Genomic DNA, 16,740 nt, shown 5'->3' with positions numbered 1-16,740 from the left:
CGGCCCGGGTCCGCAGGCGCCGCCTAGTAGGCCCGGGCGAACCATACCGTGTGCGCCGCCTCTTTCCCGCAGACCAGGCACCGCTTCATGCGCTCCGGCGGATCGAACGGGATGTTGCGCGCCGTCGCCTTCGTCTCCTCCTTGACCCGCCGCTCGCAGGCGTCGTCGCCGCACCACCCGGCGAGGACGAACCCGCCCTCCCCCTCCATCACGCGGGCCAGGTCGGCCAGCGTCTCCGCACGGTGGCTGTGGGCCTCCCGGAACGCCAGGGCCTTGCGGAACATGTTCACCTGGATCTCGTCCAGGAGCGCCTGCACGCGCTGGGGGAGGCCCTCCTGGGGAAGCGCCTGCTTCTCCCCCGTGTCGCGGCGCACCGCGGTGACCACGCCTTGTGCGAGGTCCCGGGGACCCAGCTCCAGGCGCAGCGGGATCCCCCGCATCTCGTACTCGTTGAACTTCCAGCCGGGGGTGTACTCCTCCCGGTCGTCGAGGCGAGCCCGCACGCCGGCAGCCCGCAGGGCCGCCAGGATCTCGCGGGCCCGGCCGACCACCTGGTCCCGCACCTTCGCCGGGCCGATCGGGATGAGGATGACCTGCGTCGGCGCGATCCGGGGCGGCAGCGCCAGACCCCGGTCGTCGCCGTGGACCATGATGATGCACCCCAGGAGCCGGGTGGAGGCACCCCAGGAGGTGGTGTGGACGTACTTCAACTGGTTGTCCCGGTCGAGGAACTTGATGTCGAAGCCCTCGGCGAACTTCGTGCCCAGGTAGTGCGAGGTTCCCGCCTGGACGGCCTTGCCGTCCTTCATCATGGCCTCGATCGAGTACGTGTCCACCGCCCCGGCGAACCGCTCCGACGGCGTCTTCTGCCCCTTGATCACCGGGATGGCGAGGTCGTTCTCGACGAAGTCGCGGTAGACCTCGAGCATCCGGAGGGTCTCCTCACGCGCCTCCTCCTCGGTGGCGTGCGCCGTGTGCCCTTCCTGCCAGAGGAACTCCGTGGTACGAAGGAACGGCAGGGTGCGCTTCTCCCAGCGGAACACGTTCGCCCACTGGTTGATCAGGACGGGCAGATCCCGGTAGGACTGGATCCACTTGCTGTACATGAAGCCGATGATGGTCTCCGACGTGGGCCGGAGCCCGAGCCGCTCTTCAAGCTTCTCGCCCCCCGCCTCGGTCACCCAGGGCAGCTCGGGGTTGAACCCTTCCACGTGCTCCTTCTCACGCTGGAAGAAGCTCTCGGGGATGAGCGTGGGGAAGTAGGCATTGCGGTGGCCCGTCTCCTTGAACCGCCGGTCGAGCCCCGCCTGGCACGCCTCCCAGAGCTCGTAGCCGTCGGGCTTGAACACGATGCAGCCCCGCACGGGCGAGTAGTCCATCAGGTCTGCCTTGCGGATCACGTCCAGGTACCAGCGGGAGAAGTCCTCGGACTGCGGCGTGATCTCCTTGACCACCGCCTGCCCCTCCGCCACTCCCGACACCCTCCTCCGGACCGCACACGTTTTGGGCCCCCCGCCCGGACCGGGACGGAAGGCCGGTTCTGTGGTACCAAGGTAGCAAAGGCCCCAAACGCTGTCAACCGAAGGGCCAGGCGGCACTGGCGGCGCCCGGCGGGACACTGTGCAGATTCTGCCCCCCAGGTGGGGGGCAGAATCTGCACGTCGGTCCAGTCCAAGGGGTGCCTGACCTCCAGGGATGGCCCCATAGAACCAGCTCCGTGTCGAGTGGATTACCCCGATGCGCTGGATACACGCGTTGTCGCTATGATATACTTAAACAGGGTGTATTATAGATTCGACTCGGGGATGTGGTTCGATGGCCGCTGTGTTCCCCTTCGGAAAGCCGGCGGGGCCGGAAGACATCGTTGACCGTGAGGAGTTCATCGCCGAGCTGGTCGAACGCCTTTCCGATGGCCATAGCGTGATCCTCGCCGGTCCGCGCCGGATCGGCAAGTCGAGTGTCGCGGGGGAAGTGCTCAGGCGCCTGCGGGAGCGCGGGGCGTACACGGCGCAGCTCGACCTCTTCCATGTCACGAGCACAGAGGAATTCGGGGTCAAGCTGCTGCGCGCCGTCCTCGAAAACCGCACCGGGCCGTACCACCACGCGGTGCGGGCACTACGGGGTCTGCGGGAGTGGCTCTCCAGGGCAGAACTCAAGGCCAAGGTGCATGACCTGGAACTGGGCCTCACCTTCAGCACAGGGAGCCCGGACCCCGAGGAGGTCCTGGAGACGGCGGTGAATACCGCCGAGCAGCTCGCGACGCGCGATGGCCGTCAGATGGTCGTCCTCCTGGACGAATTCCAGGAGGTGGACCGGATCGGAGGCGAACCCCTCCTGAAGCGTCTCCGGGCACTATTCCAGCAGCAGTCCCGCGTCGCCTACCTCTTTCTGGGCAGCCAGACAACGCTGCTTCGGACGATCTTCGGCGACCGCCGCCAGGCGTTCTATCGCTTCGCGACCCTGCTGCAGTTGCCACCGGTTCCCGAGCATGCGTGGGAGGAGTACATCCGCAGGCGGTTGGCCGATCACGATCTGACCATTTCGGGACCGGCCCTTGACACGCTTCTCAGCAAGACGGGTGGCCATCCCTACTGCGTCATGGCGGTCGCCTACAACGCGTACTTATCCGCCAAGCTCGAGGGGGTTCGCGAGATCACCAGCGACATGGTTCACTTCGCGTACGAGCAGACCATGGACCACCTCGATGAGTTCTACACGGTGCAGTGGGCGGAGATCCGCCGTATCCAGCACGCGGATGCCGTCCTGCGGGCCGTGGTCGAGGGTGGACAGCCGTACGCCTTGCCACTGTACCCTTCCGCGGTCAGCAAAGCCCTGCGTTACCTGATGCGCATCTCGATCCTGCACAAGGGCACGCAGCGCGGACAGTATGAACTGGTGGAACCCATGTTCGGTGACTGGGTGCGACGTCACACGTGAGGTGGGACTTCGATCACGGCCCCGGCGTCCCTGTTCCGCTTCCCGGCCGCAGCCCCGCGAACGGCGCGCAGGGAAAACATAAGATGGGCACGGAAGCCTCCCGCAGGAGGATCCTGCCCATGAAACCACACGTCCGGATCTCGATGGCCTTCCCGTGCTCCTGCTGCTGCGGCGGCACATCCGGGGACCCGGGGGAAGAGGGGACGGAGGCCACCGGCAGACCGCCACCGGCCCGCAACAGGCCCCACCTGTCACGGGCCCTCGGCCACTGGCGGCTTGTCCCCGGCCGCGGTGCCGTCGCCGCCACCGAGTGGCGGGCCGGGCGTTCGGTGCGCTGACGGTCGGCCGGTCGGCGGCCGCGCCCTCGGCGTCAGCTGCCCCGCGGGCCGGCCGGCGGCAGGCGGGAGTCCGCCGCCGTGGACCCGCCGGCGACGGGCGGGGCGGCGGCAGCCGCGTCGCCGTCGGCGCGCTCGTGCCGGCGCGCCCGGCGCTGGCGAAGCACCTTCTCCGGATCGCCGGCGGCCCTGAGCTCGGCGGCCATCTCCTCGACCTTCTGTACCAGCGCGTCCACCATCTCCTCCTCGGTGGTCCGCCGCACCGGTTCGCCGTCCACGACCAGCATGCCCACGCCCTTGCCGCCGAAGAGCGCCACGTCTGCCTCGCGCGCCTCGCCGGGTCCGTTGACGACGCAGCCCATGACCGCGACGTTCAGGGGCACGTCGATGTGGCCGAGGCGCTTCTCCACCTCCTCGGCGACCTTCACCAGGTCGATCTGCACCCGGCCGCAGGACGGGCAGGCGACGATGTTCACGCCGCGGGTCCGCAGGCCCAGGCTGCGGAGGATCTCCCAGCCCACCCGGACCTCCTCCACGGGATCGGTCGCGAGGCTGACCCGGATCGTGTCGCCGATGCCGTCGGCCAGGAGGCTCCCGATCCCCACCGCGGACTTCACGGTGCCCGAGAAGGTGGTCCCCGCCTCCGTCACTCCCAGGTGCAGCGGGTAGTCCACCTTCTCGCTGAGGAGCCGGTACGCCCGGATCATGGTCGGCACGTTCGAGGCCTTCACCGAGATGACGATGTCCCGGAAGTCCAGGTCCTCCAGGATCGCGGCGTGGCGGAGGGCCGACTCCACCATGCCCTCCGGGGTGGGATAGCCGTACTTCTCCAGGATGTCCTTCTCGAGCGACCCGGCGTTGACGCCGATCCGGATCGGCACCCCGCGGGCCTTCGCCTCCCGCACCACCGTTTCGATCTTCCACCGGGCGCCGATGTTCCCCGGGTTCAGCCGGAGCTTGTCCACGCCGGCCTCGAGGGCCTTGAGGGCGAGGCGGTAATCGAAGTGGATGTCCGCCACGACCGGCAGCGCCGACTCCCGGCAGATGTCCCGGAGCGCGGCGGCCGCCTCCTCGTTCGGGACCGCCACCCGGACGATATCGCAGCCCGCCTCGGCCAGGGCCCGGATCTGGCGCAACACCTCGGGGACGTCCCGGGTGTCGCACTTGGTCATGGACTGGACGGAGATCGGCGCGTCGCCCCCGATCTCCACCCGACCCACCCGGACCCGGCGGGTCTTCTTCCGCATCGGCTCTTCCCCCGCTTCCCTCCCGGCGCGTGCACGGCCGGCAAGAACCCGGCCGGGGCAGGCGCGCGCCTCGCCGGAGCTCAGTGGGTGAGCTCCGCCCACGTGAGGGCGAACATGAGCCCGAGCAGCAGCATGAAGCCGACGAAGTGGATCATGTTCTCCCGGTGGGGATTGATGCGGCGCCCGCGAGCGGCCTCGACCCCCAGGAAGAGGAGCCGGGAACCGTCAAGCGCCGGAAACGGAAAGAGATTGATGATCCCGATGTTGATCGATAGCTGGCCGGCCAGGCCGACCAGGATGTCGAGGCCCTCCTGGCTGGCCTGCGCCACCGTGCGCGTGATGCCCACGGGACCCAGCACCTGCGGCTGTTCCTGCCCCGTCAGCCAGCGGCCGACGGCGCTGAACATGCCCTCGGTGACCAGCCAGGTCAGCTGCACGCCGTCCCGCAGGGCACCGAGCGGACCGACGCGGATGAACACCGGGTTCGGGTCCGGTTCCACCCCGACGATCCACCGGCCGCCCTCGAGCATGGGGGCAACCTCGACCGTGCGCGCGCCGCCGGGTCCCTCCACCGTCAGCTGGAGGCGCCGCCCCCCGCTCTCGCGGATGATCCGGGCGAGCTGCGAGAAGTACTGGACCGGCTGGCCGTCGATGGCCACGATGCGGTCGCCGGCCACGATCCCGGCCGCCTCGGCCGGGGACCCGGGGACGACGCCGGCCACCCGGTTCGTGATTTCCATGTGCCCCTTCAGGCCGACCAGGGTGGCGAACAGGAGCGTCGCCAGGACGAAGTTCATGGCAGGCCCGGCGGCGATGGTGATCATCCGCTGCCAGGTGGGCTTGGCCGAGAACCCCCGCGGATCCCCAAGGCTCCCGTCCTCCATGCCCGACATGCGGACAAAGCCCCCGAGCACGAGAAGAGCCCGCAGGCTGTAGCGGGTCTCCCCGAACCGAACCGACGCGAGCGAGGGACCGAAGCCGATCGCAAACTCCTCGACCCGGATCCCGAAGGCTTTCGCCGCGGCGAAGTGGCCCAGCTCGTGGACCAGGATGATGGCCCCGAATACCGGGATCGCCCAAAGCCAGTCGGTCAGGGTCAGCATCGCGCCGGTTCACCGTCCTCACCTGGAAACGCCCGGGCGGTGCGGCGCGCCCACGCATCCGCCGCCAGAATCTCCTCCAGGTCGGGGTGGGGGCGATTCTCGTGGCGTGCCATGACCCCCTCGACCACGCGGAAGATGCCCGTGAAGGACAGCTCGCCGGCCAGGAAGCGCTCCACCGCCACCTCGTTCGCTGCGCTCATCACGGCCGGCAGGGTCCCCCCCATTGTAACCGCCGCCCGTGCGTAGTTCAAGGAAGGGAAGGTGGCGGCGTCCGGCACCTCGAAGGTCAACTGGCCCACGGTGGCGAGGTCCAGCGGGCGCACCGGCGCCTCCAGACGCTCCGGATAGGAGAGGGCGTACTGGATCGGCAGCCGCATGTCGGTGGGGCCCAGCTGGGCGAGCAGCGACCCGTCCCGGAACTGCACCAGGGAGTGCACGATGCTCTGCGGGTGGATGAGCACGTCGATCCGCTCCGCCGGCACCCCGAACAGCCAGCGGGCCTCGATCAGCTCCAGCGCCTTGTTCATGAGGGTCGCCGAGTCCACCGTGATCTTGCGGCCCATCTGCCAGGTGGGGTGCCGGAGCGCCTGCTCCGGCGTCACCCCGGCGAGCTGCGCCCGGGTCCAGCCGCGAAAGGGCCCGCCCGAGCCGGTGAGGATCAGCCGGTCGACCGCCTCGACCGGATGACCCTGCAGGCACTGGAACAGCGCGCTGTGCTCGCTGTCGACCGGGATGAGGGCGACCCGGCGGGCGCGCGCCTCCGCCATGACGAGTTCCCCCGCAGCGACGAGGGTCTCCTTGTTGGCCAGCAGGATCCGCTTGCCCGCCCGGATCGCCGCCAGGGTGGGCCGCAGCCCGAGGGTCCCCACCACGGCCGTCAGGACGGCGCCTGCCGCCGGCCACGTCGCGGCGGCCACCAGGCCCTCGTCCCCGACGGCGATCTCCGGCGCCGCGGGGCCGAGCAGGTCGGCCAGCCGCCGCGCGGCCGCCGGCGTCGCCACGGCCGCCAGCTCCGGCCGGAAGCGCCGTACTTGCTCGGCCAGGAGGTCCACGCGGCTTCCCGCTGCCAGCGCCACCACCCGGTACCGTTCGGGAAACCGTCCGATCACGTCGAGCGCCTGGGTCCCGATGGACCCGGTGGAGCCCAGGATCGACACCGCCAGCAACCCGGATCGTCTCCTGTCGCGTCGCGTCCTTGTCGTGTGGCTAGTCGACGGGCGAGCGGAAGAGGGGCAGGAGCCCCGATCCCACCACCGACTTCAGGAGGGCCGCGATCAGCGGCCCCATGATGAACCCCCATCCCCCCAGCAGCCGGAAGCCGAGGTACATCGAGAGCAGGATGGCAAGCGGATGCAGGCCCGTATGCTCCCCCAGGACCTTCGGCTCGAGGATCTGCCGCACCCCGACGATCCCCGCGTACAGGGCCACCAGCTTCAGCGCCATGAGCCCGTCGCCGGAGAGGAACTCGACGGCCGCCCAGGGGAGGTACACGGCGCCGGGGCCGACGATCGGCACCACGTCCGCCAGGCCGACCAGGAGGCCCATGAGCAGGGCGTAATCGGCCCCGATCAGGGTCAGCCCCGTGACCGAGAGCACCGTCGTGACGGTCACCAGCACGAACAGGCCCTTCAGGAACCCCATCGCCGTGTTCCACACGTCGGCCTTCGCCTGGCGGACCTTGGAGCGGGCCTCCGGCGGCAGGAGCCCGAGGAAGAAGCGGCCCATCGCCTCCCGGTCGCGGCTGAGGAAGAAGGCGGCCACGAAGGCGATCAGCAGGTTCGTGAGAATGGCCGGCAGCGCGGCGAACACCTGCAGGATGGCGGTCAGGGCGCCCGAGACCTCGCCGAGGAGGCGCTGGACCTGCTCGGGATTGCGGGTGAGAAACGACCGCAGGGCCTCCGGCAAGGCGGCCGGGACTCCGCCCAGCTCGCGGGCGAGGCGGGAGAGCAGGTCCACGACGGCCGCGTAATAGTAAGGAAGCGCCTGGACGAGCGCCTGGATCTCGATCACCGCCCGGGTCACGCCGAGCACCAGCAGCCCGCCCAGCACGCCAGCGCCGGCCAGGAGGACCACCGCGCTGGCGAGCGCGCGGGGCACACGCAGGCGCCCCGCCCCCCGGACCAGGAAGTCCACGGCCGGGTTGACGAACTCGGCCAGGACCGCCCCCAGCACGAACGGCAACACGAGCGGGAGCACCCAGCGCACCGCCGCGTAGCTGAGGACGAGGAACCCGGCCAGCGCGGCCAGGGACCACAGCCAGACCCGCACGGAGTCGCTCAACGCCCCACCCCCAGGAAAAGCGCCGCGTAATACAGGAGGGGCACGGTGAACAGGGCCGAGTCGAACCGGTCCAGCACGCCCCCGTGCCCCGGGAAGAGGCCCCCCGAGTCCTTCACCCCGGCGTGCCGCTTGATGGCGGACTCGGCGAGGTCCCCGACGACCCCGCCGAACGCCAGGACTGCGCCCAGGGCGGCCCCGATCCACCCTGGTTCCAGACCGGCCACCTCGCCGAGTAGCGCCCCCGCCGCGACCCCGGCGGCGATGCCCGCCACCGCCCCCTCCACGCTCTTGCCCGGGCTCAGCGCAGGCGCCAGCCGGCGCCGGCCCCAGGCGAGCCCGGCGAAGTAGGCCACCGAGTCGGCCGCCCAGGTGATCGCCAGCCCGAACACGACGAGCCACAGGCCCCCCGGTTCCCGATCGCGCAGGAGCACGAAGTGTGCGAACAGGCCTCCCACGTAGCCGACGCCCGCGACGCCGAGAAGCGCCCCCCGGGCGCTGTCCGGGTGGAAGCGGAGCACGGCCCGGGCGAGGAAGGCCAGGGTAGCCGACGTGAGGAGCGCCCCGGGACCCGGCCCCGGCCAGCCGTGGGCCGCCAGGACCACGCCTGCCGCCGCCGGGATGCCGAGCGCGGCCGCCACGTCGATCCCCTGCGCGCGCCAGAGCCGGGCGTATTCCCAGTACCCGATCCCTGCCAGGAGGGCGATCACGCCCGCGAACCACCAGCCGCCTGCCCAGACGGCCGCCAGGAAGACGGGGATCCCGACCGCCGCCGTGGCGATGCGCGCGATCACTGGCCGGGCACGGCGCCGAAGCGCCGCTCGCGCTGGACGAAGTCGCGCACCGCCTGCTCGAGGTGCTCGCGCCGGAAGTCGGGCCAGAAGACGGGCGTGATCCAGAGCTCGGCGTAGGCGGCTTGCCAGAGGAGGAAGTTCGACAGGCGCATCTCGCCGCCGGTGCGGATGATCAGGTCCGGGTCGGGCAATCCCGCGGTATACAGGTGCTGGCCGATGACCGCCTCGTCGACGTCCTCGGGGCGCAGTTCACCCCGGCGGACCTTGTCGAGGATCGCCCGGAAGGCGTCGACGAGTTCCGCGTGGCTACCGTAGTTGAGGGCCAGATTCAGCAGGAGCCGCCGGCCGCCCCGCGTCCGCCGCACCGCCTCCTCCACCGCCTGCCGCTGCGGGGGCGGGAGTTCGTGCACGCGCCCCATGACGCGGATCTGGACGCCCGCCTCGCGGAGCTGGTCCACCTCCCGGTGGAAGTACTCCAGGAGGAGCGCCATGAGGGCCTCCACCTCGGCGCGGGGGCGCTTCCAGTTCTCCGTGGAGAACGCGTACAGCGTCAGGACCTCGATGCCGAGGTCCGGGCAGGCCCTGACCACGTGGCGGATCGACTCGACCCCGGCGCGGTGCCCGGCGATGCGGGGCTGTCCCCGCTCGGCCGCCCAGCGCCCGTTGCCGTCCATGATGATCGCCACGTGCCGGGGGCCCTGCGGCAGACCCCCCTCCGGCCTCTCCGGGCCGCAAGAGGAAGTCTCCAGGAGCCCGCCGGCGGGCCGGCGGGTTGTTTCCACCGGACGTCCACTCCCGGACGGACCGCGGCTAGACCTCCAGGACTTCCTTCTCCTTGGCGGCCAGCACCTGGTCCACTTCCTTTATGTAGCGGTCAGTCAGCTTCTGAACTTCGTCCTGGGTGCGCTTCAGGTCGTCCTCGGAGATCTTCTTCTCCTTCTCCATCTTCTTGAGCTGCTCGTTGGCGTCGCGGCGGACGTTCCGGACCGCCACCCGCTCCTCCTCCGCCCGCTTGTGCAGCATCTTCACCAGGTCGCGGCGGCGCTCCTCGGTGAGAGGCGGCAGGACGAGGCGGATGACGTTGCCGTCGTTGTTGGGATTGAGACCCAGGTCCGAGTTCAGGATGCCCTTCTCGATGGCCTTCAGCGCGCTCTTGTCCCAGGGCTGGATGACCAGGGTGCGGGGATCGGGAGCCGTGATGGTCGCGAGCTGGCTCACGGGCATCTGCTGGCCGTAATAGTCCACCATCACCCGGTCGAGGAGCGCGGGCGTGGCCCGGCCTGCCTTAACGCTCGCCAGTTCCTTGCGGAAGGCCTCCACCGTCTTCTTCATCCTGGCCTCGGCCTCTTGCAGGACTTCCTTGACGACCATTGCCATCCCCCCGGATGTACGTCTGGCCCACATCCTCGCCCAGGACGACCCGGACGATGTTGTCCGGGCCCAGCATGTCGAAGACCACGATCGGAATGCCGTTGTCCATGCACAGGGAGATCGCCGTCGAGTCCATGACCTGAAGGCCCTGGTTCAGCACCTCCAGGTAGGTGATCTCCCGGTACTTCCTGGCGTCGGGGTTCTTGCGGGGATCCGAGTCGTACACCCCGTCGGTCCCCGTCTTGCCCATGAGGATGACCTCGGCCTCGATCTCGGCAGCCCGCAGGGCCGCGGTGGTGTCGGTCGAGAAGTACGGGTTGCCGGTACCGCCGGCGAAGATCACGACCCGCCCCTTCTCCAGGTGGCGGATGGCCCGCCGCCGGATGAAGAGCTCGGCCACCTGGCGCATCTCGATCGCCGACAGCACCCGGGTGTCCACCCCGTACTTCTCGATCACGTCCTGCAGGGCGAGGGCGTTGATCACCGTGGCCAGCATGCCCATGTAGTCGGCGGTCGCGCGGTCCATCCCCATCTCCTGACCGACGCGCCCCCGCCAGATGTTCCCGGCGCCGACCACGATGGCGACGTCCACGCCCAGTTCCCGGGCGGACTTCACCTGGCGGGCCAAGGTGTCCAGGACTCCGGGGTCGATCCCGTAGCCTTTCGTCCCCGCCAGGGCCTCCCCGCTGATCTTGAGGACCACCCGCCGGAACATGGGCGACCGCATGCGGGTCCCTCCCTGCGCCGCTCCTATACAGTACGACAGCGAATTACTGCGATTCCTCTTGCGCGGCCTGGCCCTCGCCCACCTCGAAGCGAACGAACGCCTGGACGGCCAGGGGCTGCCCGGCCTTGCGGGCGTATTCCTCGATCAGCTGGGCAATGGTCTTCTTGTCGTCCTTGACCCACGCCTGTTCGAGAAGGACAACCTCCTTCAGGAACTTGCCGATGCGCCCTTCCACGATCTGCGGGATCCGGGCCTCCGGCTTGCCCTCGCTGCGGGCCCGGGCGCGCTCGACCTCGCGCTCGTGCTCCAGGACCGCCTCCGGGACCTCGTCCCGGCGCAGGTACTGCGGCCGCATCGAGGCGATCTGGAGCGCCACCTCGTGGGCCAGCTCCTCTGCGGCCTCGCCCTTGCCGCCCGTCACCGCCACCAGGACGCCGACGCGCCCGGCGTCGGTGCCGCCGTGCACGTACCGGTGCACCAGGCCGCCCGGCGCCTCGAGCAGGGCCATGCGGCGAACCGCCTGGTTCTCGCCGATCTTGGCGATGAGGCCCTTCTGGAAATCCCCCACGGTGGTGCCACCGGCGCCCGGGTACGGGAGCTGCAGCAGCGCGTCGGTGTCCGCCGGCCGCCGGGTCGCGGCAAGCTCTGCCACGGTGCGCGCGAACGACTGGAACTCCTCGTTCCGCGCCACGAAGTCGGTCTCGCAGTTCACCTCGACCAGCGCCCCGACCTCGCCGCCGGGCGCCACGTGGGCGGCCACCAGACCTTCGGCCGCCACGCGGCCGGCCTTCTTCGCCGCCTGGGCCAGCCCCCGCTCCCGGAGGATGTCCACGGCGCGCTCCATGTCGCCGCCGGCCTCTTCGAGGGCCCGCTTGCAGTCCATCATCCCGGCTCCGGTGCGCTCCCGGAGTTCCTTCACCTGTGCTGCCGTGATCCCGGCCACTCCGCCAGTCCCTCCCGGTGAGTCTCGTCCAGGCCGCGGTGAGGCGGGGCGGGGGCGCGCCCTCGTCCGGCCCGTAGCCCCCTTCCCCGCCTTGCGCCCGGTCGTCGCTTACACTTCCACCTCGACGTCGTGCATCTCCTCGATGTCGGCGGCGCCTGCCTCGGGCTCCTCCGGCTCCTCAACCTCCTCGGCCTCGGGGGCCGTGCCCTCGGTGAGCTGGACGCCCTGCCGGCCCTCGAGGACGGCGTCCGCGATCTTGCTGGTGATGAGCTTGACCGCGCGGATCGCGTCGTCGTTGCCCGGGATGACGTAGTCGATCTCGTCCGGGTCGCAGTTCGTGTCCACGATGGCCACGATGGGGATGCCCAGCTTGCGCGCCTCCGAGACGGCGATCCGCTCCTTGCGCGGGTCAATGATGTACACCGCGTCCGGCAGGGTCTTCATGCCGCGGATCCCGCCGAGGAACTTCTCCAGGCGCTCCCGCTCGTGCAGGATCTGCGCCTGCTCCTTCTTCGTCAGCGTGTACCAGCGCTCCGAGCCCTCCATCTCCTCGAGCTGCTGCAGGTACTGCAGGCGCTTCTTGATGGTGTCGAAGTTCGTCAGCATCCCGCCCAGCCACCGCTGGTTCACGTAGAACATCCCGCAGCGCTCGGCCTCTTCCCGGACGGCGTCCTGCGCCTGCTTCTTCGTGCCGACGAACAGGATCCGGCCGCCGTCCGCCGCCAGCTGGCGGACCCAGTTGTACGCCGCCTCCAGCATGCGGACGGTCTTCTGCAGGTCGATGATGTAGATCCCGTTGCGCTCGGTGAAGATGTATTCCTTCATCTTCGGATTCCAGCGACGGGTCTGGTGCCCGAAGTGGACGCCGGCCTCGAGGAGCTGCTTCATGGAGATCACGGACATGGGAAGCGCCTCACCTCCTGTCGGTTTTCGGGGCGCGGTCGGGCTTCCCGGACGCCGCGTCCCGCCGCCGCCGGCCTCGTCCGGCCCCGGAGACCCCGAAGGGCCCACCGCCGGGCGCCGTCAGCCGGCGTGTGTGTTGCGAGCCGTACGATATCATACCACAGCCGCCCCGGCGCGTCACGCACGCGCCCGCACCGTGACCGGTACGGCCAGCCACGGCACCGGACGCAACACCAGGCGGTAACCCTGCAGGTCGCCGAGGAGCCGCTCCTCGACCAGGCGGCGGGCGACCCTGCCGGCCTGCGCGGCCACCGCCCGGACGTCGACCCGGGCCAGGAGCTCGTCGCCGGCGGCCGTCAGCTCGGCCGTGAGGCGCCGCTCGATCTCCCGCCGCAGCCCCGGCGGAACCTCGATCTCCACCGCGCCCAGCTGCACCCGGCCGCCGGCGAGGCGCTCCGTGACCCTGGCGGCCACGTACCCCGGCAGTTCCCGCCGGGCACGCTGAATGGCCGCGGGCAGCTCGTGCTCGACCTCCGCCCGCACCTCGCCCTCCACGCGAGCGCCCACCGAGGCGGCGTCGACCGTGAGCACGAGCCCGCGCGCGCTCAGGCGGTACACGAGCGCAGCCACCAGCAGGAGGGCGGCCAGCCAGCCGGCTGCGAACCCGAACCAGAAGCGGCCGCGCAACCCGCACCACCCCCAGCCGTGCATCCTTGTAATGTACCCGCACGGTGGGAGGCCTAAGCACGGACAGCAAAGGCTGGTTGCGGCCGGATGGCTTCGAGCAGCCCGCGCGCCCGGCCCCCCGGCCCCACGACTCACAACTCACAACTCATAACTGGCTAAACGCGAACGTCCAGACGGCCGCCCTTGCCGGGCTCCTGGGAAGATCCGGGCGTACCGCCACCCGGGTCCCGGCGGTTCCTGGCCCCGGGTCCCGGCTCGCGCCGGCCCCCGGCGCCCCCGCCATCGCCGCGCGGCCGCACCCCGGTCTCTCCCGTGCGGGGAGGCCGGGCCACCTGGGTCTGCGCCTCCTCGTCCTTCTGCCGGAGCGCTGCGGCAAAGCTCGCCTGGGCGGCGGCGGGGCCCGCGTCGCGCTGGTGCTGCTGGCTGGCCGCGTCCTGGGCCCGGACCACCGCCGTCTGCGTGTCGACCGGCCGGATCGCCATGCGGACACCTCCCCTCGTCTGGACCGCTAGATCGGCCCGATCCGCACCTCCCCGTCCTCGGACAGGGTGAAGCGCACGCGCTTCAGGTCGTCCGTGACGGCGTACACGCTCCGCCCGATGGTCACCTTGACCCCGGGGTAACAGGTGTCCTGGGCCTGCACCCATGCCAGGCGGGCGTCCTCCACGATCTGCTCCAGCTCCCGGAGGCGTGGCTCCAGCTCCGCGCGCTGGGCCTGCAGCTGCTGGTAGTGCTGGACGAGGCGCATGCGCACCGTCTGACGTGCGGGCGGCAGACTCCCGTCGGGGCCGGCCTGCGCCTGGATCGCCGCCAGGGCCTGCTGCACCTGCTCGAGCTGCTGGTGGATCGCCGCCATCTTCCCCTTCAGTTCGTCGAACTCGCGGCGGACCGAGGGCGTGATCCCCACGGCGATCTCCGTCGGCGTGCCCATCGGGGCGCCGAGGTTCCTCGCAGCCACCGAATCCCGGGCCCCCACCCGGCCACCGACGATGGAGCCGCGCCGGCCCAGCACCTCGCACCGGCCGCCGGCCTCGACGCGGCTGTGGAGGATGCCGTCAGCCACCCACACGTCCCCGCCGGCGCGCACCTCGGCGTTCTCGATGTACCGGGCCCGGACGCTGCCGCCGGCGATCACCTTGCCCCGGCCCGCCCCCTGGATGCCGAAGCGCACCGTCACGTTCCCGCCGGCCTCGATGGTGCCGCCGTCGAGCCCACCGGTCACCTCCACGTCTCCGTCCGCCTTCACGCTGTACCCGGCGAGAACGTTGCCCCGGACCACCACCGAGCCGACGAAGCGGATGTTGCCGGTGCCCGGGCCGACGTCGCCCGCCACGCTGAAGACCTTCCGCACCAGGATGCGGCGCCCGTTCAGGATGGGGTGGCCGTCCGTGGCGGCGATGACCTGGAGCCCGTCCTCGCTGATCGCCGCACCCTCACCGGGGATGAGCGGCACGTCGCGCCCCGGGCGGGCGGGCACCGGGTGCCCCCGGACGTCGGTCCCCGGCGTCCCCGGCGTGGGCGGGGTCTTGGTGGCGAGCACCTCGCCCTTCGTGACGTTCTGAACGATGTTCAGATCGAAGAGGTCCACGCTGCCGTCGGGCAACACCCGGGGCCGGCCCCGCACGGCGGTCAGGGCCGGATGATACTCGATGACGGCATCCCGCCCGTTCTCGGGCGGTTTCCCCGTCGCCACGCGGACCGGCTCCGGCCGGGTGCCCGGCACCTGCCTGGCGCCCATGGCGACGGCGCGCTCGACGGCCTGGCGGTCGATGCCGAACAGGACGCCGGCCTCCTGCAGGGCCCTGTCGGCATCCTCGACGGTGACGGGTTTCCCCTCCGGGTCCGGCGGCGTGATCTCGAGGTACGCGGCCAGCCCGTCCTGGCTGATCCATGCCCGCACGGTGCCGGGACGGGGCTGCGGCTGGGCATCGGGCAAGGTCCCTGCCTCCCCCCGGGCTGCGCTCGTGTCGCGGACTCGCGTCGCAGATCAGGGCGATATGAGCTGGCTTCTGAGACGGCTGAGGCGGCCGCGCAGCCGCAGGATGGCCTTGCTGTGGAGCTGCGAGACCCGGGCCGGGGTCACGCCGAGGACCGCGGCGATTTCCTTGGTGGTCAGGCCCTCGTGGTAATACAGGGTGATGACCAACCGTTCCTTCTCGGAGAGCCGCTCGACCGCCCGGGCGAGCACCTCCCGGCGCTCGCTCTCGAGCGCCTCCTGAACCGGGTCCGGCGCCGACTCGTCCACGAGCCGCCCGAGCGGCCCCTGCCCCTCGCCCCCCTGCCAGCCGGTCTCCTCGAGGGACACGACCACGCTGGCCCCGACCTCCGCCTCCCGCCGGGCCAGCTCCTCGGGCGTGATGCCCAGATAGGCCGCGAGTTCCGCGTCCGTGGGACTGCGGCCCAGGTCCGCTTCCAGCCTGGCGTAGGCCTCCTCCATCTGGCGGGCCCGCTGCCGGAGCGCTGGCGCCCAGGTCTCGGCCCGGATGCCGTCGAGGATGGCGCCGCGGACGCGCGGCAGCGCGTAGGTCTCGAACTTGGTGCCGCGGGCGGGATCGAACCGCTCCACGGCCTCGATGAGGCCGAAGAGTCCGTAGCTTTCCAGGTCCTCCTGGTCCACGTGGGACGGGAGGCCGATCGAGAGCCGTCCCGCCACGTACCGCACGAGGGGGAGGTAGGCCAGGAGAAGGGCCTCCCGGGCCCGGAGGTCGGCGCGCTCCTTGTAGCGCCGCCACAGGTCGGCGAGATCCGGACTCATGGCCTCACCTCGCTCAGAGCAGCCCCTTGCGCCGGCGTTCCCGCTGCTCCTGGAAGATGTACCGCATGATGGCGGTGCGGTCCCGCTCCCGGATGTCGACGAACCGCAGGCCCGCCAGGTACCCTTCCGGCTCGCTGCGGATGATCCGGACCACCTCGGCGGTGGCGACGACCTGCGTGTCGGGAAGGTCGATGAAGACGTCGACCAGCGTGCCGGGATCGAGCGGCTCGGCGAGGTAGAGCGCCACCCCCCCGCCGGAGATGTCGACGGTGCGGGTCTTGCGCGGGGGAGGCGGCTGCGGGCCGTCCAGCTCGACCGGCTCGACCCGGGCGTAGCGCGCCGGCAGCCGGGCATCCAGCCGCACCCAGTCGCGCCGCTGCACCCGCTCGTAGTGGGTGGGGAGGGCCAGGTCCAGCGTCGGGATGAGGCCACCCGTGCGCTGCAGCACCCGGGTGTCGAACACGTACATGGCGTGACCCTTCAGCAGGTACCCGCGCACGGCGTCTCCGGGCACCATGTCGGCCGGCTTTCCGTGCGCGGTGGGGAGGGAGACCCGGAACCGGTCCTCGGCCACCTCCTCGACCCGCGTGCGGTAACGAGTCTGTTCGTCGCCGAGAAGCTGCAGCTCCACCTGGGCGTTCACCCGGAGCACCGCTCGCCT

17 protein-coding genes are annotated in these 16,740 nt (G+C 70.9%); 1 reads left to right on the top strand and 16 read right to left on the bottom strand.

Annotated features, from left to right (window positions below):
- Positions 1-23 precede the first annotated feature (23 nt).
- A complete protein-coding gene (proS, locus tag caldi_RS02405) occupies positions 24-1,472 on the bottom strand; it encodes a proline--tRNA ligase (protein WP_264843521.1) in 1,449 nt (482 codons plus the stop codon).
- A 343-nt stretch (positions 1,473-1,815) separates the two neighbouring features.
- Here proS and caldi_RS02400 point away from each other — a divergent pair, with 343 nt between their 5' ends.
- Positions 1,816-2,937: an AAA family ATPase gene (locus caldi_RS02400; RefSeq protein WP_264843520.1), complete on the top strand. Its 1,122-nt coding sequence runs from the start codon at positions 1,816-1,818 to the stop codon at positions 2,935-2,937.
- A 370-nt stretch (positions 2,938-3,307) separates the two neighbouring features.
- Here caldi_RS02400 and ispG read toward each other — a convergent pair whose 3' ends face one another.
- The 15 genes from ispG to caldi_RS02325 form a co-directional block, all read right to left on the bottom strand.
- Positions 3,308-4,519 carry a flavodoxin-dependent (E)-4-hydroxy-3-methylbut-2-enyl-diphosphate synthase gene (ispG, locus tag caldi_RS02395; protein WP_319951790.1) on the bottom strand — a complete coding sequence of 404 codons (1,212 nt, stop codon included), beginning with the start codon at positions 4,517-4,519 and terminating at the stop codon, positions 3,308-3,310.
- 80 nt (positions 4,520-4,599) lie between these two features.
- A complete protein-coding gene (locus tag caldi_RS02390; RefSeq protein ID WP_264843519.1) occupies positions 4,600-5,622 on the bottom strand; it encodes a M50 family metallopeptidase in 1,023 nt (340 codons plus the stop codon).
- Entirely contained in the window at positions 5,616-6,788 is a 1,173-nt protein-coding gene (locus tag caldi_RS02385) for a 1-deoxy-D-xylulose-5-phosphate reductoisomerase (RefSeq protein ID WP_264843518.1), read from the bottom strand. Before caldi_RS02385 ends, caldi_RS02390 begins: the two co-directional genes overlap by 7 nt.
- A 40-nt stretch (positions 6,789-6,828) precedes the next feature.
- A complete protein-coding gene (gene ytvI, locus caldi_RS02380) occupies positions 6,829-7,902 on the bottom strand; it encodes a sporulation integral membrane protein YtvI (RefSeq protein ID WP_264843517.1) in 1,074 nt (357 codons plus the stop codon).
- Positions 7,899-8,693, bottom strand: a complete 795-nt coding sequence (locus caldi_RS02375) for a phosphatidate cytidylyltransferase (protein WP_264843516.1) — start codon at positions 8,691-8,693, stop codon at positions 7,899-7,901. The genes ytvI and caldi_RS02375 overlap by 4 nt, the downstream gene beginning before the upstream one ends.
- Positions 8,690-9,475 carry an isoprenyl transferase gene (locus caldi_RS02370; protein ID WP_264843515.1) on the bottom strand — a complete coding sequence of 262 codons (786 nt, stop codon included), beginning with the start codon at positions 9,473-9,475 and terminating at the stop codon, positions 8,690-8,692. The genes caldi_RS02375 and caldi_RS02370 overlap by 4 nt, the downstream gene beginning before the upstream one ends.
- A gap of 28 nt (positions 9,476-9,503) precedes the next feature.
- Positions 9,504-10,025 (bottom strand): ribosome recycling factor, encoded by a 522-nt coding sequence (gene frr, locus caldi_RS02365; protein ID WP_264843514.1) that lies wholly within the window; start codon positions 10,023-10,025, stop codon positions 9,504-9,506.
- Entirely contained in the window at positions 9,979-10,791 is an 813-nt protein-coding gene (pyrH, locus tag caldi_RS02360) for a UMP kinase (protein WP_264843513.1), read from the bottom strand. Before pyrH ends, frr begins: the two co-directional genes overlap by 47 nt.
- A 43-nt stretch (positions 10,792-10,834) precedes the next feature.
- Positions 10,835-11,734 carry a translation elongation factor Ts gene (gene tsf / locus caldi_RS02355; RefSeq protein WP_264843512.1) on the bottom strand — a complete coding sequence of 300 codons (900 nt, stop codon included), beginning with the start codon at positions 11,732-11,734 and terminating at the stop codon, positions 10,835-10,837.
- Between the two features lie 108 nt (positions 11,735-11,842).
- Positions 11,843-12,637, bottom strand: a complete 795-nt coding sequence (gene rpsB / locus caldi_RS02350) for a 30S ribosomal protein S2 (protein ID WP_264843511.1) — start codon at positions 12,635-12,637, stop codon at positions 11,843-11,845.
- Positions 12,638-12,814: 177 nt separating this feature from the next.
- Positions 12,815-13,324 carry a hypothetical protein gene (locus tag caldi_RS02345; protein WP_264843510.1) on the bottom strand — a complete coding sequence of 170 codons (510 nt, stop codon included), beginning with the start codon at positions 13,322-13,324 and terminating at the stop codon, positions 12,815-12,817.
- 155 nt (positions 13,325-13,479) lie between these two features.
- Positions 13,480-13,806, bottom strand: a complete 327-nt coding sequence (locus caldi_RS02340) for a hypothetical protein (RefSeq protein ID WP_264843509.1) — start codon at positions 13,804-13,806, stop codon at positions 13,480-13,482.
- 26 nt (positions 13,807-13,832) lie between these two features.
- Complete coding sequence (locus caldi_RS02335; protein ID WP_264843508.1) at positions 13,833-15,260, bottom strand: DUF342 domain-containing protein; 1,428 nt, start codon at positions 15,258-15,260, stop codon at positions 13,833-13,835.
- Between the two features lie 51 nt (positions 15,261-15,311).
- Positions 15,312-16,079, bottom strand: coding sequence for a FliA/WhiG family RNA polymerase sigma factor (locus caldi_RS02330; RefSeq protein WP_264843507.1), 768 nt, complete (start codon positions 16,077-16,079; stop codon positions 15,312-15,314).
- 13 nt (positions 16,080-16,092) lie between these two features.
- Positions 16,093-16,731 (bottom strand): flagellar brake protein, encoded by a 639-nt coding sequence (locus caldi_RS02325; protein ID WP_264843506.1) that lies wholly within the window; start codon positions 16,729-16,731, stop codon positions 16,093-16,095.
- Positions 16,732-16,740: the final 9 nt, after the last annotated feature.

Origin of the sequence: Caldinitratiruptor microaerophilus, assembly GCF_025999835.1 — a bacterium.
Lineage (GTDB): Bacteria > Bacillota > Sulfobacillia > Symbiobacteriales > ZC4RG38 > Caldinitratiruptor > Caldinitratiruptor microaerophilus.
This window is presented reverse-complemented; position numbering and strand designations above follow the sequence as displayed.